General features: G+C 32.7%; 32 protein-coding genes and 1 pseudogene. 7 read left to right on the plus strand and 26 right to left on the minus strand.

Going from position 1 to position 26,169, the window contains the following annotated elements:
- Positions 1 to 152: 152 nt before the first annotated feature.
- From AC4BB7_RS01830 to AC4BB7_RS01855, 6 genes are all read right to left on the minus strand, one after another.
- Complete coding sequence (locus tag AC4BB7_RS01830; protein WP_202472990.1) at positions 153 to 356, minus strand: hypothetical protein; 204 nt, start codon at positions 354 to 356, stop codon at positions 153 to 155.
- On the minus strand, positions 349 to 738 hold the full coding sequence (locus AC4BB7_RS01835) for a hypothetical protein (protein ID WP_490484222.1): 390 nt from the start codon (positions 736 to 738) through the stop codon (positions 349 to 351). The genes AC4BB7_RS01830 and AC4BB7_RS01835 overlap by 8 nt, the downstream gene beginning before the upstream one ends.
- A gap of 16 nt (positions 739 to 754) precedes the next feature.
- Positions 755 to 982 (minus strand): hypothetical protein, encoded by a 228-nt coding sequence (locus AC4BB7_RS01840; RefSeq protein WP_490484223.1) that lies wholly within the window; start codon positions 980 to 982, stop codon positions 755 to 757.
- 4 nt (positions 983 to 986) lie between these two features.
- On the minus strand, positions 987 to 1,457 hold the full coding sequence (locus tag AC4BB7_RS01845; RefSeq protein ID WP_202472993.1) for a hypothetical protein: 471 nt from the start codon (positions 1,455 to 1,457) through the stop codon (positions 987 to 989).
- 852 nt (positions 1,458 to 2,309) lie between these two features.
- Positions 2,310 to 3,017, minus strand: coding sequence for a hypothetical protein (locus AC4BB7_RS01850; protein WP_490484224.1), 708 nt, complete (start codon positions 3,015 to 3,017; stop codon positions 2,310 to 2,312).
- A gap of 21 nt (positions 3,018 to 3,038) precedes the next feature.
- Positions 3,039 to 3,473, minus strand: a complete 435-nt coding sequence (locus AC4BB7_RS01855) for a hypothetical protein (protein WP_490484225.1) — start codon at positions 3,471 to 3,473, stop codon at positions 3,039 to 3,041.
- 139 nt (positions 3,474 to 3,612) lie between these two features.
- Between AC4BB7_RS01855 and AC4BB7_RS01860 the strand changes: the two genes are divergently transcribed.
- Positions 3,613 to 3,930, plus strand: a complete 318-nt coding sequence (locus AC4BB7_RS01860) for a helix-turn-helix domain-containing protein (protein WP_490484226.1) — start codon at positions 3,613 to 3,615, stop codon at positions 3,928 to 3,930.
- A gap of 258 nt (positions 3,931 to 4,188) precedes the next feature.
- Here the strand turns inward: AC4BB7_RS01860 and AC4BB7_RS01865 are convergent, their stop codons facing one another.
- The 9 genes from AC4BB7_RS01865 to AC4BB7_RS01905 all read right to left on the minus strand — a co-directional run bounded on the left by AC4BB7_RS01865 (position 4,189) and on the right by AC4BB7_RS01905 (position 11,394).
- Entirely contained in the window at positions 4,189 to 5,007 is an 819-nt protein-coding gene (locus AC4BB7_RS01865) for a YwqG family protein (RefSeq protein WP_490484227.1), read from the minus strand.
- 937 nt (positions 5,008 to 5,944) lie between these two features.
- Positions 5,945 to 6,544 carry a DUF6630 family protein gene (locus AC4BB7_RS01870; RefSeq protein ID WP_490484228.1) on the minus strand — a complete coding sequence of 200 codons (600 nt, stop codon included), beginning with the start codon at positions 6,542 to 6,544 and terminating at the stop codon, positions 5,945 to 5,947.
- Positions 6,545 to 6,651: 107 nt separating this feature from the next.
- Positions 6,652 to 6,978 (minus strand): hypothetical protein, encoded by a 327-nt coding sequence (locus AC4BB7_RS01875; RefSeq protein ID WP_490484229.1) that lies wholly within the window; start codon positions 6,976 to 6,978, stop codon positions 6,652 to 6,654.
- A gap of 226 nt (positions 6,979 to 7,204) precedes the next feature.
- On the minus strand, positions 7,205 to 8,458 hold the full coding sequence (locus tag AC4BB7_RS01880; protein ID WP_490484230.1) for a tyrosine-type recombinase/integrase: 1,254 nt from the start codon (positions 8,456 to 8,458) through the stop codon (positions 7,205 to 7,207).
- Positions 8,459 to 8,632: 174 nt separating this feature from the next.
- Complete coding sequence (locus tag AC4BB7_RS01885; RefSeq protein WP_490484231.1) at positions 8,633 to 9,313, minus strand: replication protein; 681 nt, start codon at positions 9,311 to 9,313, stop codon at positions 8,633 to 8,635.
- Positions 9,314 to 9,542: 229 nt separating this feature from the next.
- A complete protein-coding gene (locus tag AC4BB7_RS01890; RefSeq protein WP_490484232.1) occupies positions 9,543 to 9,746 on the minus strand; it encodes a hypothetical protein in 204 nt (67 codons plus the stop codon).
- A 38-nt stretch (positions 9,747 to 9,784) separates the two neighbouring features.
- Complete coding sequence (locus AC4BB7_RS01895) at positions 9,785 to 10,630, minus strand: relaxase/mobilization nuclease domain-containing protein (protein WP_490484233.1); 846 nt, start codon at positions 10,628 to 10,630, stop codon at positions 9,785 to 9,787.
- Entirely contained in the window at positions 10,617 to 11,075 is a 459-nt protein-coding gene (locus AC4BB7_RS01900; protein WP_490484234.1) for a hypothetical protein, read from the minus strand. Before AC4BB7_RS01900 ends, AC4BB7_RS01895 begins: the two co-directional genes overlap by 14 nt.
- A gap of 133 nt (positions 11,076 to 11,208) precedes the next feature.
- On the minus strand, positions 11,209 to 11,394 hold the full coding sequence (locus AC4BB7_RS01905; RefSeq protein ID WP_185561232.1) for a DUF3173 family protein: 186 nt from the start codon (positions 11,392 to 11,394) through the stop codon (positions 11,209 to 11,211).
- Positions 11,395 to 11,707: 313 nt separating this feature from the next.
- Between AC4BB7_RS01905 and AC4BB7_RS01910 the strand changes: the two genes are divergently transcribed.
- On the plus strand, positions 11,708 to 11,881 hold the full coding sequence (locus AC4BB7_RS01910) for a hypothetical protein (RefSeq protein WP_490484235.1): 174 nt from the start codon (positions 11,708 to 11,710) through the stop codon (positions 11,879 to 11,881).
- Positions 11,882 to 12,088: 207 nt separating this feature from the next.
- On the opposite strand, the gene AC4BB7_RS01915 is transcribed toward AC4BB7_RS01910, so the two are convergent.
- The 4 genes and pseudogenes from AC4BB7_RS01915 to AC4BB7_RS01930 all read right to left on the minus strand — a co-directional run bounded on the left by AC4BB7_RS01915 (position 12,089) and on the right by AC4BB7_RS01930 (position 16,843).
- Positions 12,089 to 13,111: a UvrD-helicase domain-containing protein gene (locus AC4BB7_RS01915; protein WP_490484236.1), complete on the minus strand. Its 1,023-nt coding sequence runs from the start codon at positions 13,109 to 13,111 to the stop codon at positions 12,089 to 12,091.
- Positions 13,090 to 14,676 (minus strand): ATP-dependent nuclease, encoded by a 1,587-nt coding sequence (locus AC4BB7_RS01920; protein ID WP_490484237.1) that lies wholly within the window; start codon positions 14,674 to 14,676, stop codon positions 13,090 to 13,092. The genes AC4BB7_RS01915 and AC4BB7_RS01920 overlap by 22 nt, the downstream gene beginning before the upstream one ends.
- Before the next feature lie 278 nt (positions 14,677 to 14,954).
- A pseudogene (locus tag AC4BB7_RS01925) lies at positions 14,955 to 16,383 on the minus strand (IS1182 family transposase).
- Positions 16,384 to 16,531: 148 nt separating this feature from the next.
- Entirely contained in the window at positions 16,532 to 16,843 is a 312-nt protein-coding gene (locus tag AC4BB7_RS01930; protein ID WP_490484238.1) for a helix-turn-helix domain-containing protein, read from the minus strand.
- 135 nt (positions 16,844 to 16,978) lie between these two features.
- Between AC4BB7_RS01930 and AC4BB7_RS01935 the strand changes: the two genes are divergently transcribed.
- Genes AC4BB7_RS01935 through AC4BB7_RS01945 form a run of 3 tightly spaced genes read left to right on the plus strand, consistent with a single transcriptional unit; the run spans position 16,979 to position 18,686 of the window.
- Entirely contained in the window at positions 16,979 to 17,473 is a 495-nt protein-coding gene (locus tag AC4BB7_RS01935) for a hypothetical protein (protein ID WP_490484239.1), read from the plus strand.
- A 22-nt stretch (positions 17,474 to 17,495) separates the two neighbouring features.
- The gene (locus tag AC4BB7_RS01940) at positions 17,496 to 17,855 is read left to right on the plus strand and encodes a hypothetical protein (RefSeq protein ID WP_490484240.1); all 360 of its coding nucleotides are present in this window, start codon (positions 17,496 to 17,498) and stop codon (positions 17,853 to 17,855) included.
- Positions 17,856 to 18,686, plus strand: coding sequence for a hypothetical protein (locus AC4BB7_RS01945; protein ID WP_490484241.1), 831 nt, complete (start codon positions 17,856 to 17,858; stop codon positions 18,684 to 18,686).
- 317 nt (positions 18,687 to 19,003) lie between these two features.
- Here the strand turns inward: AC4BB7_RS01945 and AC4BB7_RS01950 are convergent, their stop codons facing one another.
- The 6 genes from AC4BB7_RS01950 to AC4BB7_RS01975 form a co-directional block, all read right to left on the minus strand.
- Entirely contained in the window at positions 19,004 to 20,218 is a 1,215-nt protein-coding gene (locus AC4BB7_RS01950; RefSeq protein ID WP_490484242.1) for a tyrosine-type recombinase/integrase, read from the minus strand.
- Positions 20,205 to 20,417, minus strand: a complete 213-nt coding sequence (locus tag AC4BB7_RS01955; RefSeq protein ID WP_490484243.1) for a DUF3173 domain-containing protein — start codon at positions 20,415 to 20,417, stop codon at positions 20,205 to 20,207. Before AC4BB7_RS01955 ends, AC4BB7_RS01950 begins: the two co-directional genes overlap by 14 nt.
- Before the next feature lie 65 nt (positions 20,418 to 20,482).
- On the minus strand, positions 20,483 to 21,844 hold the full coding sequence (locus AC4BB7_RS01960) for a Rep family protein (RefSeq protein ID WP_490484244.1): 1,362 nt from the start codon (positions 21,842 to 21,844) through the stop codon (positions 20,483 to 20,485).
- Between the two features lie 171 nt (positions 21,845 to 22,015).
- Positions 22,016 to 22,348, minus strand: a complete 333-nt coding sequence (locus AC4BB7_RS01965) for a hypothetical protein (protein WP_490484245.1) — start codon at positions 22,346 to 22,348, stop codon at positions 22,016 to 22,018.
- A gap of 57 nt (positions 22,349 to 22,405) precedes the next feature.
- Entirely contained in the window at positions 22,406 to 23,155 is a 750-nt protein-coding gene (locus AC4BB7_RS01970; protein ID WP_490484246.1) for a helicase HerA domain-containing protein, read from the minus strand.
- Positions 23,136 to 23,741: a hypothetical protein gene (locus AC4BB7_RS01975; protein ID WP_490484247.1), complete on the minus strand. Its 606-nt coding sequence runs from the start codon at positions 23,739 to 23,741 to the stop codon at positions 23,136 to 23,138. Before AC4BB7_RS01975 ends, AC4BB7_RS01970 begins: the two co-directional genes overlap by 20 nt.
- Positions 23,742 to 24,094: 353 nt before the next feature.
- On the opposite strand from AC4BB7_RS01975, the gene AC4BB7_RS01980 reads away from it, so the two are divergent.
- On the plus strand, positions 24,095 to 24,616 hold the full coding sequence (locus AC4BB7_RS01980) for a helix-turn-helix domain-containing protein (RefSeq protein ID WP_490484248.1): 522 nt from the start codon (positions 24,095 to 24,097) through the stop codon (positions 24,614 to 24,616).
- 60 nt (positions 24,617 to 24,676) lie between these two features.
- On the opposite strand, the gene AC4BB7_RS01985 is transcribed toward AC4BB7_RS01980, so the two are convergent.
- Positions 24,677 to 25,003 (minus strand): helix-turn-helix domain-containing protein, encoded by a 327-nt coding sequence (locus AC4BB7_RS01985; RefSeq protein WP_490484249.1) that lies wholly within the window; start codon positions 25,001 to 25,003, stop codon positions 24,677 to 24,679.
- Between the two features lie 150 nt (positions 25,004 to 25,153).
- Here AC4BB7_RS01985 and AC4BB7_RS01990 point away from each other — a divergent pair, with 150 nt between their 5' ends.
- Positions 25,154 to 26,158 (plus strand): LysM peptidoglycan-binding domain-containing protein, encoded by a 1,005-nt coding sequence (locus tag AC4BB7_RS01990; RefSeq protein WP_490484250.1) that lies wholly within the window; start codon positions 25,154 to 25,156, stop codon positions 26,156 to 26,158.
- Positions 26,159 to 26,169 lie beyond the last annotated feature (11 nt).

A 26,169-nucleotide genomic window follows, 5' to 3' on the forward strand; every position in this document is an offset into this window, starting at 1 on the left:
CAATTTCCTCGGTTAATGACTATCGGTAGGCTCCTTTCAATGGTTTCAAACATAGCCCTTCGTGGCTAAGAGCCACGAAGAATTAATGAATTTTAAGATAAATAGAATTTTCAAGGAACTTCTCTACAGATTAGCTTGAAAAAATGTATTGCTTAATCATGACCATAATTTTTATAAAATTCGTTTCTTAACTTGCGCATCTCTTTGTATTGGAATAGTAAAAATTGCATTTCTTCATCAGCAGAATCAAAATCATCGTGAAGACCTAATGATTGGAGGTAAATGTATTCCTCATCCAAATGATTGAAATGAGTGTGTAGCAATGTACGAAGTGCATCAACAAGTTTCTTATTCATTTTCCTTACTCTCCTTTTCCATCTTTTTATTATAATTTCTACATTCCAGTATGAGCAGTAAATCATCTTTGCTTATGCGAGAAACTATTGAAATGTCTTGCTTCCCAACGTAGATATCACTGATAGCTATATCTGATATAAACTCACCAGATGCATTATGAAAAGAATTGTATCGTTTGCTATAAGATTGTTTAAGTTCGTTTTGTATTTCTTTCTCATCACCATTCATATTTTCCATCTCCATTTCTATTTTTTTACCATAATCACTATTTTCGAGTATGAATAGTAAATTATCGTTTATATGGCTAACTATTGAAATTCCGTGTTCTCCAATGTATATATCGTGAGAAGTATTGTATTGTTCGCTATGAGGTGTATCCATCTATTAGACCTCCATTTTAGGGTAATTTAATAGTTGTGATTTCCAAAATTTGAGCATTGCAGGCTTTGCTCAGAATTTCTATTCGAGTCTGAAGTTCAGCATAGTTATGCTCATTTTTCGCATTGGATACCAACTCCTCTGTCTTGATTATTTGACGAATATTACTAAGATATTCGTCAAATATATGATTTACTCGATATGAAATAGTTGAAACTTCTGCTTGAGCCGAACTGATTATTTTCATTTTGCTATTTCTCCTTGGTAGTACTTTGTGTCTGATGAGCTATCTCCATTTTGGTAGCTCTTAAATCAAAGTCTAGATTTGAGTATTGTCCACGTTTTACAATTTTGGCCGTTCCATAGTAATCGGAAACTTTAAGAATCATTTCAGGTTCGCAACGTTTTGCTACCTCAAGGTTTTCTGGTGTGGGGTCTACTAAGATGACTAAAGGCTGTAGGGAAGATACGGGTTGCTTCAACTCTGTTAATAGCCTAGCAACCGTAGCATCGACACCAGTGATTTCAATATGTTTTGGAATATTCGTTTCAACAAAATTGTCACCAACTTTTTCAAACCTATTAGGGATTCTCAGTTTTACAAATAAGATATCATTTGGAGTACTGATAGATGTTCCATCAATTGTTTGTGTTACATCCAATTTTAATTGGTTAATGTATGATTCTAAAATACTTTGAGACTTGCTTGTTATATTACTCATAAAAAATCTCTCATTAGAAAATATATTTTTGTTGAGATATTCTTTTGGAATACCTCTTGAATTAATTATATATGGATACTTTTGAAACGAACAGGTTGCTGAATTTTATGTTATTTTATTTGTATACATTATGCTATATAGCGAGAAATCAGCGGTGTAACATTCATGAAACAATCATTTAATTTTATGAAATGTGTAATCTGTTTTTTAGAGGACTTTTTTTGTTTAAAAACCAGATACTTCTTTCGAGAATTTTTCATGTGATTAATTAGAAAATGGATTGTTACAATAAGTGAAATATTTGAAAATGCTAAAATAGGTTTTTTTTTGGAAATTCGTTATTTTTATGAATTAGTGAGTATTGCATTCCTAAGTTTTAAAGTTAATGAGTTTTAATTCTAAGAAATTACCGAGAATCAAAAGTGTACAAGTGAAGCATTTTTTTAATATATTCATTGGAACATCTCTCCTTTCCTGATTATTTGAAAATGCAGTAATGTAGTCCTCCTTTTTTATTATTCCTTTTGCAAAAGGCTTTGTGAAAATTTGAAAGTAGAACTGCTTTGTCGACGTTAATTAGTATACAATGGATTCAAAATGAGATATAGAGGTTGGAAAAAAGCTGAGAAATCCTGTTATGGCAAGAAAAAAAGAGCTTAATTTTATTTCTCATCGAAATCTTATTTATATCATTTTTATTACGTCAAGTAGCTTAATAGAGGTTTTTGATTAATTTTAGATTACGTTTTAGTTTCACCTAGGTTTGGTAGCTAAAATAAAAAAGGCAACCGAGAATTTTCGACTGCCTTTTTTGTGCTAACATATTTTTATTTGGTGATTAAAATGTAAAAATTAATTTCTAGTAAACTTACTAGGCGTATCAACGTTAAATAAGCCTTCAACAGATAATGGGACTAGTGATAGGTCTTTATAAGCAAGATTTAGCTCATAACTTACATTTGAGTTTGTAACTGATTTACCATCATAAACCCCAGAATTTGAGCCAGTAAAAATTATAGGAAGATATCCAATAGTAGAACTATACTTAGAATAATTAGCCACCAATGATTCATAATCTGAAATGTCACTAAAATCGTCCGTATAGCTGAGTAAAGTAGAAGCTAATGCATTTACATCTACTTTATATTGATAATCATAAACAATATCCGTAGGGAAATCAGAGCTATCACTCTTTTCAGTCATATCCAAACTACCATCACTAAAATTCAATGTAAAGGTAAACTCATCACTAGGTCTGGAACCAATCATTTGAAACACTCTTATACTACCAGACCACTTACCAGCAATTTTAGAGCTGAAGTCATTTGCAATTAAGTTAGCAGCATCAATAGCTGATTGTTCTTGTTTAGTGAATTGGCTCTTTTTGGACGCTTCTGTAATTGACTCGTCTGTTGATTGACTTTCTTTAGCAGAGCTTTTCGTTGTAGTCTTAGACTTAATTTCACTACTAGCAGTATTATTTTTTGTTTCAGTCACTTGTTTTTGTCCACAACCAGTCAAGATAACTACTAGAACAAATGATATAATAATTTTCTTCATTTTTAAAATACCTCCAATAATTTATCTTAGTTCATTGTATGTTTCTTTTAATTCCTTGCCTCTTTCAGATGATTCTTCATAATATACAATTTTTGTGCTTCCAGTTTCGACGGTTATTGTGCCATCTTCTTTTTCAAATGTATAAGCCCCATTTACACCACCATAGTGGAGTTTTCCTTCCTTATTCTTCATAAAGGTAAATGTAGGTATCATTCCATATTTTACTTCACCAGAATTATCGGTAAATCGTGCCTCCGCATGAGGTCTCAAATCTTTATCGTTGTTGGAAGAAAGATTATTTTGTTCTCCATTAATCTTGAGTTTAATAATCATTTCCCCATAACCATTGTCTTGGCTAATACCATAGTAAGTACCATTTAATTCGTTTTTTTTACAACCAGCAAAAATTAGCAGTGTTAAACAGAGTACGCCTAAAAATATGAAATTCTTTTTCATTCTAAATTCCTCCTTTTTATTGTTGATACTAGTATATTTTATCAAATAGTTCATTATAATGCTATGTTTATATTCATTTATTCGAGGTATCTATCTTTTGAGTAACTTTGTAGCATTATAATGAAAGGTGGGTTCTTCAATGAATGATTTAAATCAAATTTTAGTAAACCGTTTGAAAGAAATTAGAACTAGATTGAAAATAAGTCAAGAAAAGTTGTCTTTAAAAGCAGGACTAGATAGGCATTATGTGAATAAATTAGAAAATGGTCGCTTTAGTCTTTCAGTTCCCTCATTAGATAGTTTGATAAAAGGTTTGGGTATTTCATACCAAGAATTTTTTGAATTTAACAGGGAAGATAAAGATACTTTAGAGAAGGTAGATAAACTTTCTCCTAAAGAAAAAGAAAATTTGTTAATTCAATGTATAAAAATAAGCGACGTGCTCAATAAAGAGTAAGTCGCTTTTCTTTCTATTTAGTCGGTGTCTAAGGCCACAACGAATTTAGAATTGAATTAGAACTTCCGGTTTCCCCAAAAGAGGTAAATTATCTATTTTATTTTTAGAAGAAGTGAAATAAAAAAGCCAGCCATTTCTGACTGATTTCGTGGTTACAAACGTGGTGGATTTGAATATAATTCTTTGAGTGGAACTATTTTGAATATCATATAAATAACTTTTTTGTTGTTTAACTTAATATTACTATCAGCAAAATTACTAACAGTCCCAATTAAATAATACACTACTAAAGTCTTTATTTTTCAAATTGATTCTATTAATAAAAAAATTTCCGACTCCATACTCTCCCCAAATTACATTATTATCTTCAGAGTCTAATTGAAATAATAATGTATCATATTGTTCTTTCATATCATCTTCATATTTTCTAGGATCGTTTTGTATAAAAAATGGATAGCCTCCAATTTTAGTTCCACCTATATATTCAATAACTTCATTTTCAAAATTATCAAATGCGTCTTCACTAAGGATATTTTTATAAAATTCGTAATATGATTCATTCATCAATTTAGTAAACTCTACTGTATCAGAAAGAACAATGCTCTCTGATAAATAGCCAATCAGTAACATCTCATTTTCAACAACAGAATTCATTTCATCATCTTTATAATCATTGAATAGATTTTTAAGTTCTTCAATTCTGTAACATTCCAAATCTATTTTCGGGAAATAAAAAACTTTAAATCCTTTTTGATCAGTTGGTTTATCGAAATCTAGTCCAACTAATTTATCAAAATAATCTACATAAAAAGACAAAATTCCATTGTCAGGAAAATCTTCAATTACAGGCATCTCACTGAAATTTATTTGTGCTAATAATGACAAAGGTTGCCCTTTGTCATTTATTGGATAATTCGTCTGTTTAGGAAAGTAACCATAGCCACCAATTTTGCTATCAATCAAACTTGTTTTACTTTTTTTTGTTTCTAAATTTATACATTGTTGTTTTGTTTGAAAAAAACGATTAACAACTTTATCGTCAAAATATTTTATAAATATCGACTCCAACTTGTTCATAATATTCCCCCTTATAAGATAACAAAATTTATCCCCACCTCTCTATGATAGATGAAATAAAATGTATTTCAATTCTTTTTAAACTGTTCCAGAATGGAAGAAGTCTTAATTATAGGAAGAGGCTAACTCCAATTCTCTGACATAAAATTCATATAGTTAGGTCGACCCCAAACAATTTTGAAGTAATTTACATCACTATTTTTGTCAATGTATATTTTGTATTCAGTGGTGCATTTTGTTTGAAAAGCTCTTTTATTATTATTAATGAAATCACTTGTCTTTGTAGTAATTAATTTTTCATTGAAATAGTTAGAATAATCATCATCTGAAATGTCTAATAGATTTAAAACATCTTCTGGAGAATCATGAACTGATAGAAGTTTAGTGACTTCTACCATATCTTTGTTTGAGTGTTTCCACTCATTTAAAGATGTCTGACAATAGATATTGGCAAAGACATTATCTCGAAAGGATTGAATACAGCAACATAGATTTTTTTCAATGGGAAGAAGTTCAGAAAACAATTTAGTAAACACAAATCTTGTTTAGGTATTGCACTACTAGAAGCAGAAATTTCTAAATTAAATATTTTTATTTTGGGTGTGGTTAAATTGATTTTCTTCTTTTTGAAAAAGCTAAACATTCTATTGGTATCCTCCACGTTATTTTAATAAATTGAAAACTAATTGCATTATTAAGCTTTAATTGGTTTTATTAAATTATATCTGCTTAGAAAATAACATCATCTAATAAATGATTCTATTGCCATTAAAAATTGAAGATACGGAAAATTTTGTCAATCAATTTCAGAAGTTAGTAGATTTACTAACTTTGTGGTGAGTTTTCTACTTCTTCAAAATTTAAAGTAATGAGAGCCTAAGCTACAGGCCCCATTTTCTTGTTCATATAGATGCTAAGAGGTTGTGTTGGAATCCTTTTATTCTAAATCTGATTGTACATGCCAAAATTTTATTTTCATTTTTTCACCTAGTTCACATAATTGTGCCCATTTTGATTTTGGTATTATAAACAGGTTGTAGCAATCCCCGTCGACATCCCAAATTACGAGTAAATAATCTGTTTTCTCTAAAAAAGAACTAATAATTTCTATTGCATCCGATCCACATTCTTCATCAAGAAATTTAATTTTTTCTAAGTTTATAGGGTATTTTTTATTTATAACCCCAGGTTTTAGACTCCAAATGATTTCATTTCCGTCCTCTTTCCAATCTACATAACCTCCAAAGTCGTATGGACTATCAACATTGTGTCCAGTAAGTATGAAGGCAGTAATTATATCTGGTTGAATTTCAGGTGAAAAATCATACTCATATAGCCAATCCTCAAATTTCTTTTCAAATTCAGAGGGTTTGTGTACTAAAAGGTTAATAACCTCTAAGGTATCTGTATCGTTCTCTGTTAAAATTTTTGTAATTTCGATTAATCCACTATACTCAATCGTTACCTCTGATTCTTGTTGTATTGTATTTGTTGTTTCATCTGGATTTTTTTTCTTAAAAAAGTTAAATAGGTTCATGGGGTCCTCCTTCTTGCGTATAGTTAAAAAGCCAGCCATTTCTGACTGACTTTTTTAGCTACAAATACATTTGAACTTCTATTCACTCAAATTTTTACTTATATTTTTTATAAAGGTGTCTCGTGAAAAGAAGATGTATCAATTATATTAGAGTCAAAAAAATCATAGAAAAGAGAATAAATCTCGGTATCTTTTGTAGAGTTCTTCGTTAATATAACTCCATCAATTAAGGAAAGTTCAATATGCCAATGTCCATTTTCAAAAATCACTTGAATAAAAGTATCTTGATGGCTTAAAACAAAAAAATTAAAATTTCCTAAAGTATAATCTTCAAAAATATAATCTAAAGCCTCTTTGATTAGTTGTTTTGTAACAATTTCTTCTGAGTCGAAAGGTGAATCTTGCATGTCGAAAGTAAAACTGTCTGTACTCATAGAAAAAACCTCCATTGTTAAAGTGAAAAAAACAATCTTATAGTTAGCTGAAAATCTGGTTACAAACGTGGTCACACAAGCTACCAAATTTGCTTAATTTTATTCTTTTGGAATAATTCTATGATGCAGAAACCTTATAAATTAATGGGTTTGTGAGTGATTCACCTGTATATTATTCCCACTCTATCGTAGCAAGTTAGCTAAGAATGGCTTTATAACGGTGTTCTTAACCAACTAATTTGATAATAGTACTTTTTTTAGTACTTTTTAATGATTTTTTGTCATTTTCAAATAACTGTAAACCTGATTCGCTAAGCTGTTTATCCATGTTATGACGCTTTAATTTTCGTGCATCATCGTTTGCATCAAAGGCAGCATAATAATCTAATGTAGTTTGAATTTTTTCATGACCTAATCGCTGTTGAACATATTTCTGATTGGATTCGTTCAATTCATTGATTAGATATGAAGTATGAGATTTTCTCAGGCTTTTCCCTGTAATACTAGTAACGTCATTCTTTGTACAAACAGTTTTTAATAGCCTAGAAATTGTTGATTTGCTTACAGCCACAGTTCCACTCTTACCAATAACGTAACCCTTCGCAGACGCATTAGGTTGTATTGATTTCCAGCGTCGTAAAATTTCTACTGTCTGGGTATCTAGGTCAATTGTTCGCATTCCTGCATTTGTCTTCGTATGTTCGTGAAGAGTCTGCTTTCCATCACTATCCTGCGAGAAGGTCTTATTAATGATGATTTCGGCTTTATCAAGGTCAACATCATTCCAAGTAAGTGCAGTACCTTCACTTACTCGAATTCCTGTGAAGTAGTACAACCAAATGATAGTTGCATGCCATTGTTGATGGAAATCTGACATATCAAACGAAGTAATCGCTGTTTTAAAATCTTCAAAAGTCCAGTATGGTGTTTTAATCTTTTCTTTTGCTGGGGAACGTAAACCAGCAGAGGGTTGAACATGGATAATATTCATGTCAAATGCATGTGTTAATGCAGCTCTGAAACGTACCCAAACCGCTCCAGCATAATTAGATGCGGTAGGACTTGGGTCTTTTCCAGGGAATTTATCCAGCAAGAACAAACAGAAATCTGAACAGTCAATTCGAGTGATTTTATTTAGTGGCTTGTTGTTAAAATAATCTTTCATTAACTTGAAATGAGATTTAGCATTATAAGCGGTACTATCCTGTACTGTTCGTGAGTAATAAGGTTTATAAACTTTATCAATATAATTTGAAAATGTCTGGCATTCATCTGTACATTGATTTTGATTTTTGATGAACTCAGCTTTTACTATAAGAGTTGCCGCATAAGCGTCTTCTAATGTCTTAAATGACTTTCCGTACTCGTCCTTATAGGATTTAACTTGGATAGGTTTATTTTTGACCTTATCTTTCCCCAGAGTCACTTTATAGTAAATACGTCCCTTTTTATCGGTGTAGACACATTTGTATTTTTTCATAATATTTTATCCTCTCGTTTGAAAGGCGCTAAATTGTCAATGAACAGTCACCAACAATTTTAGCGCAATATTCTTTTTTTGTCATTAATATTTTGAATGAATCACCTGAACTGTGTTTATATGTTATAATAGACACAGCATAAGATGGCTTTTTAATTCTTAAGCTATGAGTAACTAATTGAATGGACTATCATCTGTACCCACCAAAGTAGCAGATGATGGTTTTTCTTTTCGTTCAACTTCTGTTTCAGAATCTCTATCTGTTTTGCTCTCTGAGCTAGAACTGTATCTACGTGAATCTATATACTTGGAGAAAAATGGAGTATTCCGAATAATAGTAGCTAGTAACACATAGTTATTTTCACGTGCGTAAGCAACTAAATGAGAGAACTCTAAGATATTTTGTTCTTCAATAATATCAATCATGTCATTATATGATGAATCCGTATTAATACTACTTAAAAACTGTTCAAGATTAAGACCACATCCAACTACAATATCTTTTTCACTATATTGGAATTTTTCATTATTATTAGCATGTGTGAAATAATGATACATACCTTTAGTCGATAAAACGGGTTCAATATGCTTTGGAGTTTCTAATTTCTCAAGTAATTCAACCACTTGTTTTTGACTCTTTAGTGTTTCAAAGTGAAGGACACCATGAATGTGTTCTTTAGTCTGTTTGCCATCTGCCTTGATATCTTTATTGTGTACAGGGCTAAGCATGTATGGAACATTCAATGAATCTAGAATCATCTTGTAGTTTTTTGGAGCACTATCCATAAATAGTAGAAAAGCCCACATGGTTGTACGTTTTGCTGATGTATTTTTTTTCTTATTATCTTCTGTCATAATTAATCTCTTTTCTGTTATATTTTGATTGTTGATTACTGCTCCTATGGGGGTGGTCTTTGATTATGCTGTTTAAGTGGCTGATAATAAGAAATAACCACTCTGTTTTGATTATTGATTACTATTACTAGGGGTCGTAGTACATTCCTATATTTACCAGAAGATTCCCCATACCTAAATAACGTTTTTTGGAGTAGTAAATATAATTTCATTAGCAGTTTTTCATGAATTACCATGAAATATCAACTCCCCAAATACTATAGTCATTATGTGTCGTTTCTTCTTTGATATGTTTCTGTGGTACGTCAAAACCATATTCAATAGCATCTTGGTAGTCATAAATTGCATCTTGTAAAACTGATTCTAAATCAATGCTATGTTTTAGAGCGAAATAGTATAACTCTTCATTGATTGTTAGATTAATATTTTTCATAATTAGTACCTCTCGGATATTTATTGTTTAACTTGAGTTTATAAAGTTAATTCGTTAATGGCTGTATTTGTACAGTTTAAACTCAAGTCATCTAGAGCCTTTGAAAAGCTTTCAATTTCATTTTGTTGTTGCTGTTGCAGATTATTTAAGTAAGTTACATCGAAACTATTATTGGGTAGACCAAGTTGGTTTGACAGTTGACGTCCTCGTATGTTTCTTTTCTTTCCCTCTTTATCTACAAAAGAGAATGAAGCTACAGCAGGAGGGTATTTTTTGCTTTTTCGGTCTTTTCTTGTAATACCTAATTTAAATAAGGTTTGCTTATCACCAAGAGTCTCCTCAATTTTTGATGCTAGATCCCTTCGCCAGTCATAGCTACTATGGCTATCTTTCTTTTCGGTTAAGGGAACTAGTCCATTCTTTTTAGCAACCGTATCTGTTGTATTTTTCAGGTGCTTCCATCCGTTCTTTCTTAAAGCTTTCCCCTCAGCGTCAACATTATTCAGAAGTACATGAGTGTGTAATAGTCCGCTTTTACCGTCCCTTTGAACAGCAATCATGGCTGAGCGATTTGGATAAGCTGTTTCAACAATTTCTTTAGTGATTTCTCCAGCCTTCTCCCAGTCGTTTGAGTTATTTGGGTCTAGTTCATCACTAAATGCTATAACTAGCGTATAAGCGTCGTTTTTACGTATCTTAGAAGGGAATGCATCTCGTTCTAGTTTTAGAACTTCCTTCATAATATTGGGGTTCACATTCTCACAGTTTCCAATACCAAGAACGATAAGATTACGTTCCTTTTTATCATTATGAGGTTTCCCGAATATATAATTTTGATATGCCCCAACAGATTTCTTTATTGGTTTAATACTACTTACTACCATCGTTTAACCACCACCCATATATTATTGTGCCTTTATCATTAACTTGTCGTGTAATACCTTTAATATCGTTGGGAATTGTGAATTTAGCTTTACGTTCCTTAAACGATTCGATTAATCGTGTGTATTCATCTGACTCTTTAGCGATATATTCAATTTTTGGTTCTTTATTTTGATGCATCCTGTTGTGTTGATACTGCTTCGTCTGCACGGGTGCAGTCGAAGTGCTGTCAGTTTTATTTTGTTGTTTTAGCTTCTCCAATCTCAAGATAGCTCTTTGTGACTTCTTAGTATCTTTATAGAATTCATTGACCTTGTCCATAAGTAGGAAGCGTCCTGCTTCGGCTACACTCTTAAATCCAAGTGAAGTCCAACGCTCTTCAATCTCTGGATATTGTTCAATTGGCAATGAGACTTGAACCTTCCTAACTTGTTTTTCCTTACTCATATCTGACACCTCATAATATAGTTTTTGTCTTTAATTTATCTCTGTCGTTGGCAAGCAGGTGCAAAGGGTGGACTTTGTCCACCTTTGCCTACTTGGTCAGGGGACGACTTCGTCTTACCCCCGACACCCCCAGTTAACCATCTTCAACACCTAAGTAGCGCATTACATAATCTCGTGGAATTTGGCTGGTTCGTTGTGTATATATTGTGTAGCCAGCTTCATTCAATATCACTTTAACTTCCCTAAAGATTTTATTGACCTGACTGTCTGTGAATCCCATTTTTTTGATTTCTTTTTTGTTGATTAGTTTTGCTGACATAACCTTGTCCTCCTAATAGTTGGCTGGGACTAAAAAAAACAAGCCCCGTTTATTAAGACGGGGCTTGTTACTGTTTAAGATTATTGCACCCGCCGCTTTTATTAATAGGAAGCTGCGGGTGTCCGTTTGGTTACGGCTCTTGTGCTACAATGGAACACTTCCTATAACTAGTATTACATTAAAGTAATTAAAAGGCAATACGGTCTCCAAAGGTTAAATTAACAAGGTTTTACAAACTACGACATGACATTTGAATTGGTAAAATTGAATCGTTATAATAAAGATAAGTTGAAATAATGGGAGGTCATGTACTATGACTGAAGATATTAATGCAACAAATTTTCAAATGGGTTTACTAGAATTATCTAAAAGTACAACGGACAAGACAGGGACTGGTGGTAATATTCAGGAGTTGAAGCAAGACTTTAATCTAGCAGACGCTCTTGAGGAGTTATCAAAAGATCAAGGGATTCAACAGATGACTTAATATGAGGACTTGTTAAAAGTTAGTCACAGGTAAAACATAAATATCCTAGATAGTTTTTTAGCTATCTAGGATATTTTTATTTAAATGATAGCTTCCTATAAGCATATCTAAGTAAGCAATATACTTATAGGTGTTTAGTGTCGCTGTATAATTGAGAGAAATCAAATTTGAAATTAAAGAGTTCTGTTTAATTTCAATAGTTAAACTTCAAACTATAACATTTTTAGGTATATTTTTTTGTTCAATAAAGTAGAGATTACCTAAAGAGCGAGTACATGCGACATAAAACTTAGATTTTGTAGTTGGTTTCATTTCTATAAGTTTATTTTTCGAGTATAATTTAAAACTTTCAGGGTTTAAAACAACACAGATATTTTCATATGTCTGTCCCTTTGATTCACCCCAATTGATAGAATTACAACAATACTTATAATGTTCTTTAAAAAAAAGTTTTTTTATTGAGTCATCTGCCAATATAGACAGTATTTCTGTCTCATCTTGAATAAGTGAGATTGTTGAATTTCCGTTTTCTTTGTGAGAGCCAATTGCAATTCCTATTTTTTCAGAAATAAAACTACATATCTCAGGAGAGCATCTACGACTGTTGTTCAGTAAAGTGTCATTGAAATGGTAACCAGCTTTTTCAAAAACACCTTTATATGAAGAATAATCTTTCATTACAGTTGAGCTTTTATTCCCTGATTTGCTAGTTGAATAAGTCCGTTGATAATAATCTCCTACTAGCCAAACTTTAATTTTAGTTCTTGCCAAACTTAGAAGCCAATCAAGGTCATAAGAATCAAAGTCTTGCATCTCGTCAATATAAATCTCATCAAAGAATTCATCAATCCTTTCAAGATAGGGAATACTTTCATCAAATAAGAATTTAGATATCATATTTTCAAAGATATATCCTTTAACTCCATAAGCTAATTTTCTGTTTCTAAATTTATTAGCTCTTTTTATTTCTTCATCATAAATAATTCCATTAGGTTTCCAATGCAAGCACGGAACTAAGCAAAAACTATAAATAAATTGCCAAAACCCAAAAATATGAATATTATCTGGTATACATCCAAATTTCTTTATAACTTTTTCTTTTAGAACGCTTTGGTTTGAGATAGTATAGGTGATGATTGCAATGTCTTTTTCTAATGTTAGTTCATCAATAATAAGGGATGTCTTACCTGAGCCAGCTACTGCATGAACTACTTGCTTTTGCTTATCCATTCTATCGCATCCTTTATATATTTTGGAATTACAAATTCGCCGTTATATTCAGGTTCTCTCATAAATTCTAGCAGTCGAAAAGCCGCTTCTGCTTTATTATTTAGCATATACTCCAACATACCATTTTTCATATAAGGTGTTTTTAGGTTATCCTCATATAGCTTAACATTGCTATTGTACAAACAAACTTCAAATGTTCGATTCTCATTGTTGTCATCTGAGTAAATTTCAATATCTTCTTCCGAAGTATAGACTGAATATTTAATAGTGATATTTGTTTCATAATCTTCATCATTATCAGTTATAACAGCTACTTTTTTATTTAATAATTGAGCTACTTGTAAGTATCTTTCAAATGTTTTTCCACCACATGAAATAAGAGCTGTATCATTTTGGAACGGTTTAGTAGTTGTTAATTGTTCGTAGAATTCTTCCATTAAAATGTATTCTGCATCACCTTCAACCAAAATAGCTTTTGCAGAAAGAAGAAAATCAAGAATATTTGTATTTGGTGCTTTTTGAAAGAATCTAGCAGTATCATGATTTAATTGATTCAGCTTTAGTGACGAAGATTGACTAAGTAAAATAACATTTGATAAATCCAACCTTGATGCTATCATATTGCTATGAGTTGCAATAAAGGTTTGTTTGCCTAGGTTCATCTCTATCATTTCTATTAATTTGTGCATATTTAAGAAGCTTAAATGATTTTCAGGCTCTTCTATCAGCACAATGTGTACTTCGTCTTCTGATGATTCTAATGAAGCCTCCATACCTAAAAGTACCTTTTCTCCATGACCTAAATCGGAAATATCAACCGTATTTTTGTGAGCAGTGATTCTTTCATTGAATTCTGCTTCAAAAGAAGATTTAACTTTAAGTTTATAATCAGAAGTGTCCTCTAGCTGAAACTCATCATAGAATTTTTCGGAAAATTCATTAGAAAACTTGCGAAATTCAAAGCTGATTTTTTGTCTTTTAGTTCTGTCTGATTGATTTGTATATAATCTTGAGACATAATTTTTCATAGCAAAGGCTGAGTTTATTGAAGTGCTGTCAATATACTCAAAGGTAACTTTGTGCTTTTTATTATAACTATTATAGCCAATGCCCGCAAATGTATTAAATTCAAGTTTATAGTATTCAAAAGGGAAGATATCAGATGAGGTAAGAGATTGTTTTATCTCATCTAAAAAATCTTGATTTGGAGAAATTTTCATCTGCAATCCAGAAGCTTTTTTATTGTCAGTATTTATTTTGCCATTTAGATTAAAATTTTTGGGTTCAACATCTTTTGAAAAATAAACTTCAACATACAAGCAAGGAAGCTCTTTGACCTCTTTATCTCCAGCAAGATATCTTTGAACAGTTTCAGAATTAAATAATGATTGGAATCCTTTTTTTTCAATTGCAGAATATGAACCTGATAGCACATATGATATAGCCATCAATATAGAAGTTTTTCCAACTCCATTTTCTCCTACAAAAATATTTCTACTACCATTAAATGGGATTTCTAAATTTTCAAAACTCCTATAGTTTATTAATTTAATCTTCTCAATCAATTTGATCCCTCCTGTAATATATATACTTCTTATTCTAAATCATCAGTACAGTTATTGAAAGCAGATAAAGTGTTTTACTTACTATTTAAAGTGAATAACTAATACATTAGAGGTAGAAATATTGTAGAACAAGAGGATAAACATTAGATTATGAAAATATGTATTGTAATGATGTTGGCGAAATAAACTATAGTTCTTTGTCAGATACAAGCAGTTTGGATTTTATCAATAGATGTCTTTAATTAAATAAAAAGTATGCAATCAATTGATTGCATACTTCAGACTGTAGACAAAAAGGAGTTGGTAATTAAACCAGCTCCTTTTGGCTATCCTATACTTAATTTTGAAACGAAAAGCTATAGGCTTTTCTTCTTTCCATAGCCATGTAGCCAGTTTCTTTAAATTCATGGTAGCAAACGTAAGCATCGTATGCGTGGCGACTTTTTCAATCCCTCGATAGTTCGTCCAACGCATCCCATGCTTCTCTTTTGCATCTGCAAATATTCGTTCAATGGTTTGTTTTCTCTTTTTGTAGATTTCTTTATTCAACGCTGTATGGCGCTGGTGCTCAAGTTCGTCCATCAGATCAGCCCAAATATGTCGAGTCACAACTTTTTGATGTGTTGCGCTCAATGTACAAGTTTTAAGTAACGGGCAGCTCATACAGAATTTTGGATTTGATTTATATGTCCTATAGCCCTCACGAGTAATTGTTGAAAATAGCAACGGTTGATTATTAGGGCATAAATAACAATCAAAATAGTCATCATAGACAAAGTCATTTTTACGAAACATCCCTTTCACACCATGAGGTGCAGTATAGGGAAGAACTGGATAAAGGTTCAAGTGTGTCAGAAAATGAACAAATTTCGGATTTTTATATCCCGCATCAGCGACAACACGTTTTATATTTGGAAAAGCTCTTTTTGACTGTTTAACCAGAGTAATTGCGACTTGACTATCATGTACATTTCCTGGTGTGACTAGCGTAGATAAGACAAATCCATTGTCATCGCAAGAAGTGTGTGCAGAATAAGCAAATTGTTTTTCTCGTTCGCTTTTAACATAGTAACCACTTTCTGGGTCTGAATAACTTATTTTTCGAAGACTCAACTCACTTTCTGTGTCCCATGTAAAAGGGCGTTTTCCCGTCGCAATACGTTCTTTATTTATTTCATCTTCTAATTCATCTTGATAGGCTTTTGCTTGACTGTAGGTCATTTCTTTCGTGAATTTATGTTTATTGGCATTTGCTTTGATATGAGTAGAATCAATATAAAGGTTGTCTTCCGTAACAAAACCAGCTTTTACAGCTTGTTCTAGAATATGAGAGAAAATGTCTTCAAACAAAGTGGTTTCTCTGAATCTTCGGACATAATTTTTACCGAATGTGGAGAAATGAGGGACTTTTTCGTTAAAAGAAAAGCCTAAAAACCAACGATAAGCAACATTTGTTTCGACTTCTTTAATTGTCTGTCTCATCGAACGAATACCAAATAAATATTGGATAAAAACTAATTTAATTAAGATCACCGGGTCAATACTAGGGCGACCTAAGGTCGAATAGGTAGATTCTACAATGGGATAAATAAAATCAAATTGAATCGCGGCATCAATTTTTCGAACTAGGTGATCTTTCGGTACAAGATCATCAAGCGTTAACATAGCAAATTGATTTCTACCTTCAACAGATTGTTTTTTCATCATTAGAATCACTCCCAAAATAGTTTATACAATTAGTATAAAACAAAAAAACTGTAAACAACACTCCAAATTTAGGCGTTTGTCTACAGTCTGAAGTATGCAATCAATTGATTGCATACTTTTACTGATAAGTACCTTAAGTTGCTCCTTTTTATTTTTTTGGTGTTCGGTTTTGCTCAACTAGATTTAAAAATTGTAACAACAAGCGAACCTCTTCGTCAGATAGTCCAACGGTAGTCATTTCATGGGGGACTGTATCAGAAATCCCCAACATGTAGTCTGAGGAGGTGTCTAATGTCTCGCAAATCTTAATCAGTACTTCAACACTAGGTGATGTACGTCCTTGTTCATAGGAGGTTACAGACCATTTTGAAACACCAATTTTACTAGCGAGTTCAGCTTGCGTCATTTTTTTTGATTTTCTTAATGATTTTAGTTTATCTCCAAAGTATTCCATATTCATAATACTTGTATTCTATCTTCTTTAAGGGTGTTTAAAATGCAATAATTGCATTGAGGGTACCATTTTATAGATTTTTGTGGTAATCTTACTATTATCGAAGCATTTGAAGTCACCGTTGAAAAGGAGAATAAAATTATGGAGAATGAGAGTAATAATCAAAAAAATGAAAAGGTGCATGATGATAAGAATGATATAAAAATTGCTTATGTATCAATTAAGGAGCATTTGAATCCTACATATCGCAAACAGTATAATATACGAAGGTTTACTAGTTGTGTATTATTATTCTTTATTGTTCAAGCTATATTAAAGCCATCTTATTACGAGTATGAAAGTTATCTATTTAATTTTGGAAGTTTTATTGCACTTGTCTACTCACTTGTAGCATGGAAATTTTGGCATTATTCGTTTTGGAGTTATCAAGGCAAAGTTATTGATACATTTTCAAGGAATATTATTCATTTCGGTTCAGTTTTCAGCTTAGTTTGGAAAATATTAGTTCAAAATATTATTGTTGTTGTGTGGATAGCTTTCATCTCCCCATTTAGCGGGATTAAAACATGGAGAAAAGCTGTTAAACATAATAGGATATTAACCGTCGATAATGGAAAGAATGACATTTGGGAATAACACAATTAGGGGGAATAAACAGATGAAAAAGAAAATAAAAGTAGTAGTAATGGTGATGCTGTTCAGTCTGATAACTTTATCAGCTTGTGGAACAAATAAATTAGATGGAGATTATGTCAAAATAGGTAAGAATTTATTTGGAAATGAAACAAAAGAGACTTTAATATTTGAAGCAGATAAAGTAAGTTTAGTTGGAAATAAAAATAGCTACTCATTGGAAGGAACATATGCGATTACCAAAAATAATGTTGTGATAACAATTGACGGTAAAAGTGAGACGGCCAAACTATCAAAAGATAAAAAGACTTTGATATTTGAATCTAATAATGGATTTATTCCTTCGGGAGCAACGTATGTTAATGAGGACAAAGAGGGTGAATAGATGAAAATAAAAAAGAAGACAATGATTACAGCTATTACTACCATTCTAATTGTTGGCATCTCATTTGGCGTCATACATCAACAAAAAGTTGAAGCAGAACGCATTGCTCAAGAAGAACAGGATGCTAAACAAAAAAAAGATAAAGATGCCTTAGATAAAGCTAAAACAGCCGTAGAGGAAGCATACCAAACAAGAAAAGAAGAGAATGTCAAAGTAGCGGAAACAGCTATATCTAATTTAAGTGATAATCAGAAGGAAGATAAGAAGTCATTAACAGACAAATTGACTAAATTGATTGAGTTATTAAACCAGCTTGATAACGTCAACGAACAATTATCTAAAACTGAAAAATCAAAATCTCAAGCGGACATTGATGCTACTCAACAACTTATTGACAAACTAACAGATGACTACTTAAAGAAAGACAAAGATACCGCACAAAAAAAACTTGACGAAATTAAGACGCAACTGTCAACAGAGAAAGAACAGACCGAAAAAACTAAGAAAGAAACCTTAGCCACTCAGGAGAGTAATGAAGACACGACTCAAGCGGAAACATTTCAGCCTGCACAACCACAATATCAAGAACAAATAGAACCAGCTTACACTCCACCAGCGGATAATGGGACATCCGCACCAACTTATCCCCCGTCCACGACAGATGGTGGTGCATCAAATAATAATGCATCACAAGATACTGTAAACAACACACCCACACCTCCTTCTCAAGACCTTGATACAACAGGTACTGACGGCCCTAATGGTTGGGAACTTGATACAACTGGTACTAATGATATCAACGGAAACGAATTGGAATCAGGTGGCTGGTAATAATTTAAATAATAAAGTCGGTCACAGACCGGCTTTATTTTCATGTCAAAATAGCTAGAAATTAAAAAGTACCAAATAGTCTATTAATTGACTACTTGGTACTTTTTTTAGTACTCGACTACTCATTTTAACTCAGTTCAACTCATGTTAACTCAGCTATACTTAAGCCAATTTAGCGCATTTCATTACTTTATATTTTGTTTGATTTTGTTCATTTTATTCCCACTCAATGCAATTGAATGGTTGATTTGTTGTTGATATATCAGCGTTTATCAATTGTTTTAAATGTCTTGGTACCACTTTTGGCGACACTTAAATCAATAGTCATTTTTGATTGCTTGATTGCCATTGAACGTAAAGAATTTTTGTTGTGCAGACCTGATTGTAATTGCTCCAGTCATTTCAAGAGCCAATTCTTTATCAACACCACTCCACAAATGAGCATAATGTTTCAATGTGATTTCAGGTGATGAATGACCTAATCGTTTTGAAATGATTAAAACAGAAGCATTAAATTCATTAATCAAGTAAGAAGCATTACTGTGTCGCAATCCCTTTGCCTGAATTTCAGTTACATCAGCTAATCGAGCATAGCGTTTAACAATTCTCGAAATAGTTGATTTTTGCATAGGTAAGCCATCATAGCTAAACACAAAATTTTTAACACCCATTTCTTCTTGACGATTTTTCCATACTTTCAAAATTTCAACGGTATCATCATCTAGTGTAATGGTTCGGCTTCCAGCTTCGGTTTTTGAATATGGTTGACGAGTCCAATCTGTTTTAGACCTGAACAATAGCATATGGTGAATACGCATCTCTTTCTTTTTCAAATCAATATCTTTCCACCACAAGGCACAACCTTCATTTACTCGGACACCAGTTGTAAAATAGACCCAAAGCATAACGAAACACAAATGCTCATAGAAATCATCAATATAGATTTTAGAAATCACTTGCTCAAATTCTTCTCTCGTCCAGTAGGCTACTATGGCTTTTACTTTTGGAATAGCTTTAACCCGCAAAGCGACATTCGTTGTCAAATATTGCATCGACACTGCGAATTCTAATGTTCGCTTGAACATGCTGAAAGCGAGGCTAGCATAAGACTGAGAATAATTTGCACCATTTTTCGAGCGTAACCATGTTCTGAAAAATTGTACATCTTGGACAGTAATATCCTTGAGTTTCTTCTTTCCAAAACGGTCTATGAAAATTTTAAGCATTGGTTTGCGAGAGGTAAAGGTACTTTCTTGAACGTCTGCTTCGTAGTAAGGAATGAATACAGTATTCATATATTGACCATATGTAATATGATAGTTAGAATATCCTGTACTTTCGAGGTATTGACTCTTTAGCTTTATGGCTTCTGCATAAGCTTCTTCCTCACTGGAAAACTTTTTCCCAGTGCTTGTTTTTCTACTTTTTTTCCTAATTCGCTTACCTGTCATTTTATCTACACCGCAACTGACTGAAATAAAAATTTCTCCGTCGTTATCTCTGTATACACCTTCAAATTTAGTTTTTGCCATCTGAAAACCCTCCGTTATCAGACAACTTAACCCCTAAAATAGCTTCAACAACATGTTTAGGTACACGCCCCAAACGCTTATTGTTATATAATGCATATCCTTGTTGTACCATATTATGCTTGGCTTGTCGAATAATATTTTGTGCTGTGTTCTTTGGATAACCTAAGTTGATTAGGTCTTTTGCTGTAATTGTTTCCATTGTATGCCCTCACTTTTTTTAATGCCCACACTGTGAGATAATACAGCGTAGGCATGTTTTATTGTCTATGTTCTTGTCTCATCATCATTTGCTTTGGTCGGCTTGGTGATGGGGCTTTTTTTATTATCTGTTTTTACTACCTTTTTCTTTATTTCTAGTTTTGTATGAGTCTCAAAGAGAGCAGTTTGTTCATTTAATACTTCTTCGCTCACTTCTTTTGTCAAATTATCAGCTGGACGAAATGCATCTAGGACACCTTTGTAGAGTTTCTCCGCTTTTTGATTTTGACTTAAAATATTGTTTACAGTATCTTCCTTGTAGGGATTAGGTTCTTTTGATGAATTATCTAATACAAAATCTTGCCAAGATTCATCAAAGAATGCTACTTGCATGTAGTCTTTTGTCATAAATATAACTAAGCCTAATCGTCTTGCAAGCTGATAATAGCTATCTATTCTTTCGTCAAAGTGTTTATCACTTTTTATAATACGCTGGTAAAATTCTTTCGGACTATAAGGCGAGGTAATGATGATTAAGTCGGCAGTTAGCAACTTATCAAAATAGCGACTTGGTGCATTTGATCTAGTGTTAAAAGGGTCTAGTAGTTTTAACAGGTCATTATAAGGAAAGGTAGAAGGTCTCAATTCATCTAAAATAATTGTTGGTTGACCTTCATATAATTGGAAAGGGTCACGACTTGAACCTGTTAAAAAATAATCGCAATCAGTTCTTTCAGCATAATCTTTAGCTAGTCGTGTTTTTCCTGTTCCTGATTGCCCATAAATGTAAATAACGTCAATCGAACGACCTGTTTCGAGCATTTCTTTTCGCCATTCTTCTGCTAGGAGTGTTCGGCGCTTTTGCCAAACATTTTCGAGCCTATTTTTAGCTTTAGCATATTGTGAGCCTGTGAGTTTTTCCTCTACCTCTTCAAGAATAATAGACCCTTTTTTCAATTCATCTAAATAAGCCCGTATAATGATTTCATCTTTAGCACTAGTTGTTTTAGTGACACGTTGAATCCCTTGACGTGCTTGTTCCATTAATTCATCAAAGTCAAAATTGGCTATGACTTCATCTGTGCTGTATTGATATTGATGCTCAGCGTTTGTTGTGGCATGTATGATATATGAGAAACCAACAATTGAGTTGCCCTTCCACTGCTCAATATACTGTGTTTCAATGCCTAAGAGATGAGCTACGTTATTTAAGCTTCTGGCATTTTCAAAGGTTACCATGGCATGTACATGGGGCGTTTTAACATCTCCATTATCATTTATATCTTTATCATGAAGGATAACTGCACATTTTGAAGGTTCTAATTTGTTCATGATAGTTGTAAAACACTCGTCAGTCGTTTTCATGTCAGAAGGAAGGTGCTCTACTTGTTGTGTTATCATCATGCTTTTTGCCTTTTTTGTTTTCATTTTATAACCTCAATTTCATAATCTAATTTGACACTGGAAATCTTAATTTAGGCGGGATAACAAGCCCTCCCGCCTTGTTAACATTGACTTTTAATAGTTGGAACCTGTTTTTTTTACTCCGTCAGTCTTTGAGCTTACGCTCAGCCTGACGGAGTAAAAAAACAGAAAATACTAAAGTGAAATGATATCATCAGCAGTCACAGATAACTGATTTCTATAATCTCCATAAATAACACCAGTAGGATTTTCTAATTCTATGTCTACAGGTGTTTCAATAGGTTTAGGCTTCTGACCTAGTACCTTGACTGTGAATGTTTCTCCAGCATTGCTAACTCCAATGGTTCCATAGTCGTTTGAGTCACTCCATACTAAAACCGTATACTTTGCCCCGATCTCTTTTTTAGTATCAAAATCTAGTAGTATTTCTGACTTCATTGCTTTTAGTTCCATATTGGAAGTCATTGTTTCCACATCTACGTGTGAAAAAGCGTTTAATCGTTTCATATATAGCACCTCTTTCTGCCCAGCTTTTAATGTCAATCAGAGCTTTGGACATTTTAACTACGTGTTTCTTGCTAAAAATCTAGCAATGTCATTGTCTAACTTTCCAAAGTGACGTACGGTAGGAACGATAATTTTCGTTATCCCTTTTCCATCTATATAAAAATAGCCGTGTCTTTTTGGTTGTGGTTCTATTTCTTCACAATCAGGAAAGAGCATTCTTTGGGATTCTTTTGATAAGGTACCAAATGCAATTCTGGTAGTGATGTTATCACGAGAACCATTAGTAAAGTAAGCACTGTCAAATCGTTGCATAACAAAAATACAGCGAATGTTGAACACACGGGACATCATGAGTAATCGAGCCATCTTTGCTTTGATTTCTTCTTGTGTTTTCTTGTCATAATGAAGTAGAAGTGATGAATATTCTTCAATAACAAGTAATAGCAAATTGTTAGAAGATTCTAGTCCGTTTAGTCTTCTTTCAAAACGTTCGTATACCTGATTGAAGCCATCAACTACTTTTTCTCCTAAAAAGACATTGGCTAAATTTTCAAAAGGTCTGTACTCATAATTTTTGGGGTCTAATATGAGTATTTCGGTATCTTTGTATGCTCTATTTCGAGCTATAGATGCAAGAATTAGTTTGATAGCAATTGATTTTCCTCCGCCTGTAGGAGATACTAAGCAGAGATGGATAGTAGTATGAAAAAAATCAAGAGGAGGAGCTGAAATAACAGCTCCATTTGCTAATCTTGATTTAAAAACGAATAACTTGTTTGATTTGCTATCATGCATAGTAATCATCATCTAGGCTTTCTTTTTCAAATATGTCAGCAGGACGATAGAATTTTGAATCATGGAAGATAAATTTTAAATAGCCTTCTTCTTCGCTCACACTCTCAAGCATTAGGCGTTGCAAAAGGGGATTCTGAGACCCAAGCGGGGTGCTTTTTTGCTGTTTGACATATGATTGCGAAACAGCAGTCATAACTTCATTTTCGCCTAGTTCAGCATTCAGCATTATTGTGATCCTGATAATCGTTGTAGCGCCTAAGTCTGCATATTCGATGTGTTCAACAGCATCTTGCAAAAAAATATCTTGTTCAATTGGAAATCGTATGTTTAAATGCTCTTTTAAATGGTGTAGTAATTCCCAAGAGCAATTAATAATATAGTTTGACTGTAAAGGAATCTCACTATATTTCTTTTGTATACGATGTTGCTCTATCGTTTGAAAAATATTGTCAGAAAAGTAGAGAATTCCTATTAACAAAACTGATATAAGTAGTAGTAGGATATCCTTGAGAACCCAAATAAGGATTCCAATGAGTAAGACAATTCCAAAAATGACCCACTTTTTAACTTTTTCATGTTGATTTTTCTTTTTCTTCATTTTTTTCTACCTCACTTTTTTTATTTTTTCTTGTTGAATGACAAGTGGTCTCATGGTGGATAAAAAATATATCTATATTTTTGGATAAAATTCATGGTTGTATACCTCCGATTAATTATTAAGTGCTGATACTTCTTCTTTAGTTGGAATTCCGTTTTCCTCATTTGTATGCACTCCTTTAATAGTTGTAGTAATCAATGTTGATTACATGTTTGATAATACCGAAATGTAAAGACGTTTTAGGTCATAATTGATATATTTTGTCATCAAAAAATTGTCTCGTTAAAACACCTTGATTTGTTAAACTATGATTGTAATAAAATTAGTTATTATTAAAAAAGGAGAGATTGTTAATGGAAGAAAAGGAAAAGATGAAAAAAGAGAATAATTTCTTTGTGAATGAGATTAGGAAACAAGCTTTTTCAAGATCATTAAAGAGGTACAGAAAAGAGTGGAATCTCACAAGGAGGGAAATCATTCGCAATCTTAATATTAAAAGCTATAGGGATATCACTCAAGATTTTGATGAGGAAGTACCTTGGGATGAACGTGAACGGAAGTTAAATCGTTGGGAGAACGGAGAATCATTTCCAACGTTTGAGAAAATTGGTGATATGATAAAAGAATCACCGAAGTTTGCTAAGGTATTTAATGAAGAAATTGACAAAGTTGCAGAAGAAATTTTTTATTTTTATAAAGACATTTTTCAAACCGAAGAGAAAACAGTTGATTTTTTTGAGGCGCAAGCACTACAAGCATATTTGCCAGAAGCTACTGATGAATTGTACTATGATAATAAGCAGATGCTTATGGCTTTAAAAGATAGATATGATGTGCAATTTGCTGTTAATAAGTTTCTAAAAAAAGAAGATTAAAAAACGAAAAACCTCAGCCATATAGGTAGAGGTTTTTTGCTTATGTTTATGACTAGAAAATTAATTCTTCGCTAGAACCAATATTTCCGTAAAAAGACGAATGTATTTTTCTTTATCAGGTGATTGCTGAATTAAGGTCAATAAAATTTTTAAAGTATCTTCTTGCTGGCTGTTGAATGGAAGAAAAAAATCGCTTAATGATGTATCTAGCGTTGCTAAAAGCTTAATTAGTGTTTCTAGAGAAACATTACGTTTGTTGTTTTCTATTAAATTAATGAAAGGAAGCGATAATTCACTTTTTTCAGCTAATTCTTGTTGTGTCATACCTCTAGCAATTCTTAAATTACGTATATGACTACCTAAGTTATTTAAAATTTCATTTCCCATTAAATCTACCTCCGTTTATATACTATTGTAAATATTTTTTGCAATCACTTATATAAACAGAAGTATGCTTTTTTGTTTATATATTTACTTACAGATAATTTGATGGTAAAATGTTTTCTGTAGGTAAAAGATTGTTTAGGAGGTTTTTAAATGGAAAAGAGAACAGACTATCGTAGAAAAATGGCACTACGTGCTAGGAAACAACGATATGCAAAAGTAATGGTATTATCTTCCTTTGGAATTTTAGGAGCATCATTAATCGGAGCAACACAAGCACACGCTGAGGAATGGACAGCTAACACGCCAGAGTCGATTCAAATCGAACAAGGTGCGACAAGCTATAAAATGGTCAAAGGTGACACATTGTGTGCAATTTCAATACGAATTAACGTAAACGTTGAAACACTAGCTCAAGTAAACAACATCGATTTAGCAAGTGGGCAACAATACAGCTTGCAAGTTGGAACAGTCATTTCATGGACTGACAAAGTAATTACTGCAACTGACGCTAACGGTACAGTAATCGGACAAGCGCCTATTACAGAATCTTCAAAAATCGTTAAAGACAAAGCAATTGGCGAAAACGTTCAACAAGACGTAGTTAACGGTAATGCAACTGACAAAGACGTTCAAGGTGGTTCAAACGGTGGTAATGGCGGTTCAACTGGAACTAACAACGGTTCTAATGGTTCAAACCAAAATGGTGGTAATGAAGGTAATGGTGGAGGAACTCCTACAGACCCAACTGACCCTGAAAAACCAACTCAACCTACTAACGAAGACCGTTACGTAACAGTTAACGTTGACGAATCAGGAAATGTGCTTGCTTCAACAGAGGGGTACTCTTTAGTATCTGAAACTACTGATGGTGGCGTAGTTCAAACATTGGAAAACGGAAATACAATTACTACTTACACAACAACTCGTGTATGGAAGAAAGATGCTGTAACTCCACCAACTGACGAGTTTTACGTAGGTCAAGTGTTACACCAATCTCAAAACTTTGCAACACCTGCAGAAGCAGAGCTTCACATGTATGATATTGCAGGAACTTGGTATGCTTACGCAGATGCACACGGTATCGATGTTGACATCAATGCTGAGGGTGGCGGTGGAGCTTACTACGTAAAAGTAGTAGTAACAGCGGTAAAATAAGCAACTCTAGT

Source organism: Enterococcus sp. AAFC-DPL-5182 (assembly GCF_058216605.1).

What these genes read in the sequence shown, in the direction of transcription:
- AC4BB7_RS01830 (WP_202472990.1), bottom strand. Translation starts at nt 356, where the DNA reads ATGAATAAGAAACTTGTTGATGCACTTCGTACATTGCTACACACTCAT.
- AC4BB7_RS01835 (WP_490484222.1), bottom strand. Translation starts at nt 738, where the DNA reads ATGGATACACCTCATAGCGAACAATACAATACTTCTCACGATATATAC.
- AC4BB7_RS01840 (WP_490484223.1), bottom strand. Translation starts at nt 982, where the DNA reads ATGAAAATAATCAGTTCGGCTCAAGCAGAAGTTTCAACTATTTCATAT.
- AC4BB7_RS01845 (WP_202472993.1), bottom strand. Translation starts at nt 1,457, where the DNA reads ATGAGTAATATAACAAGCAAGTCTCAAAGTATTTTAGAATCATACATT.
- AC4BB7_RS01850 (WP_490484224.1), bottom strand. Translation starts at nt 3,017, where the DNA reads ATGAAGAAAATTATTATATCATTTGTTCTAGTAGTTATCTTGACTGGT.
- AC4BB7_RS01855 (WP_490484225.1), bottom strand. Translation starts at nt 3,473, where the DNA reads ATGAAAAAGAATTTCATATTTTTAGGCGTACTCTGTTTAACACTGCTA.
- AC4BB7_RS01860 (WP_490484226.1), top strand. Translation starts at nt 3,613, where the DNA reads ATGAATGATTTAAATCAAATTTTAGTAAACCGTTTGAAAGAAATTAGA.
- AC4BB7_RS01865 (WP_490484227.1), bottom strand. Translation starts at nt 5,007, where the DNA reads ATGAACAAGTTGGAGTCGATATTTATAAAATATTTTGACGATAAAGTT.
- AC4BB7_RS01870 (WP_490484228.1), bottom strand. Translation starts at nt 6,544, where the DNA reads ATGAACCTATTTAACTTTTTTAAGAAAAAAAATCCAGATGAAACAACA.
- AC4BB7_RS01875 (WP_490484229.1), bottom strand. Translation starts at nt 6,978, where the DNA reads ATGAGTACAGACAGTTTTACTTTCGACATGCAAGATTCACCTTTCGAC.
- AC4BB7_RS01880 (WP_490484230.1), bottom strand. Translation starts at nt 8,458, where the DNA reads ATGAAAAAATACAAATGTGTCTACACCGATAAAAAGGGACGTATTTAC.
- AC4BB7_RS01885 (WP_490484231.1), bottom strand. Translation starts at nt 9,313, where the DNA reads ATGACAGAAGATAATAAGAAAAAAAATACATCAGCAAAACGTACAACC.
- AC4BB7_RS01890 (WP_490484232.1), bottom strand. Translation starts at nt 9,746, where the DNA reads ATGAAAAATATTAATCTAACAATCAATGAAGAGTTATACTATTTCGCT.
- AC4BB7_RS01895 (WP_490484233.1), bottom strand. Translation starts at nt 10,630, where the DNA reads ATGGTAGTAAGTAGTATTAAACCAATAAAGAAATCTGTTGGGGCATAT.
- AC4BB7_RS01900 (WP_490484234.1), bottom strand. Translation starts at nt 11,075, where the DNA reads ATGAGTAAGGAAAAACAAGTTAGGAAGGTTCAAGTCTCATTGCCAATT.
- AC4BB7_RS01905 (WP_185561232.1), bottom strand. Translation starts at nt 11,394, where the DNA reads ATGTCAGCAAAACTAATCAACAAAAAAGAAATCAAAAAAATGGGATTC.
- AC4BB7_RS01910 (WP_490484235.1), top strand. Translation starts at nt 11,708, where the DNA reads ATGACTGAAGATATTAATGCAACAAATTTTCAAATGGGTTTACTAGAA.
- AC4BB7_RS01915 (WP_490484236.1), bottom strand. Translation starts at nt 13,111, where the DNA reads ATGGATAAGCAAAAGCAAGTAGTTCATGCAGTAGCTGGCTCAGGTAAG.
- AC4BB7_RS01930 (WP_490484238.1), bottom strand. Translation starts at nt 16,843, where the DNA reads ATGAATATGGAATACTTTGGAGATAAACTAAAATCATTAAGAAAATCA.
- AC4BB7_RS01935 (WP_490484239.1), top strand. Translation starts at nt 16,979, where the DNA reads ATGGAGAATGAGAGTAATAATCAAAAAAATGAAAAGGTGCATGATGAT.
- AC4BB7_RS01940 (WP_490484240.1), top strand. Translation starts at nt 17,496, where the DNA reads ATGAAAAAGAAAATAAAAGTAGTAGTAATGGTGATGCTGTTCAGTCTG.
- AC4BB7_RS01945 (WP_490484241.1), top strand. Translation starts at nt 17,856, where the DNA reads ATGAAAATAAAAAAGAAGACAATGATTACAGCTATTACTACCATTCTA.
- AC4BB7_RS01950 (WP_490484242.1), bottom strand. Translation starts at nt 20,218, where the DNA reads ATGGCAAAAACTAAATTTGAAGGTGTATACAGAGATAACGACGGAGAA.
- AC4BB7_RS01955 (WP_490484243.1), bottom strand. Translation starts at nt 20,417, where the DNA reads ATGGAAACAATTACAGCAAAAGACCTAATCAACTTAGGTTATCCAAAG.
- AC4BB7_RS01960 (WP_490484244.1), bottom strand. Translation starts at nt 21,844, where the DNA reads ATGAAAACAAAAAAGGCAAAAAGCATGATGATAACACAACAAGTAGAG.
- AC4BB7_RS01965 (WP_490484245.1), bottom strand. Translation starts at nt 22,348, where the DNA reads ATGAAACGATTAAACGCTTTTTCACACGTAGATGTGGAAACAATGACT.
- AC4BB7_RS01970 (WP_490484246.1), bottom strand. Translation starts at nt 23,155, where the DNA reads ATGATGATTACTATGCATGATAGCAAATCAAACAAGTTATTCGTTTTT.
- AC4BB7_RS01975 (WP_490484247.1), bottom strand. Translation starts at nt 23,741, where the DNA reads ATGAAGAAAAAGAAAAATCAACATGAAAAAGTTAAAAAGTGGGTCATT.
- AC4BB7_RS01980 (WP_490484248.1), top strand. Translation starts at nt 24,095, where the DNA reads ATGGAAGAAAAGGAAAAGATGAAAAAAGAGAATAATTTCTTTGTGAAT.
- AC4BB7_RS01985 (WP_490484249.1), bottom strand. Translation starts at nt 25,003, where the DNA reads ATGGGAAATGAAATTTTAAATAACTTAGGTAGTCATATACGTAATTTA.
- AC4BB7_RS01990 (WP_490484250.1), top strand. Translation starts at nt 25,154, where the DNA reads ATGGAAAAGAGAACAGACTATCGTAGAAAAATGGCACTACGTGCTAGG.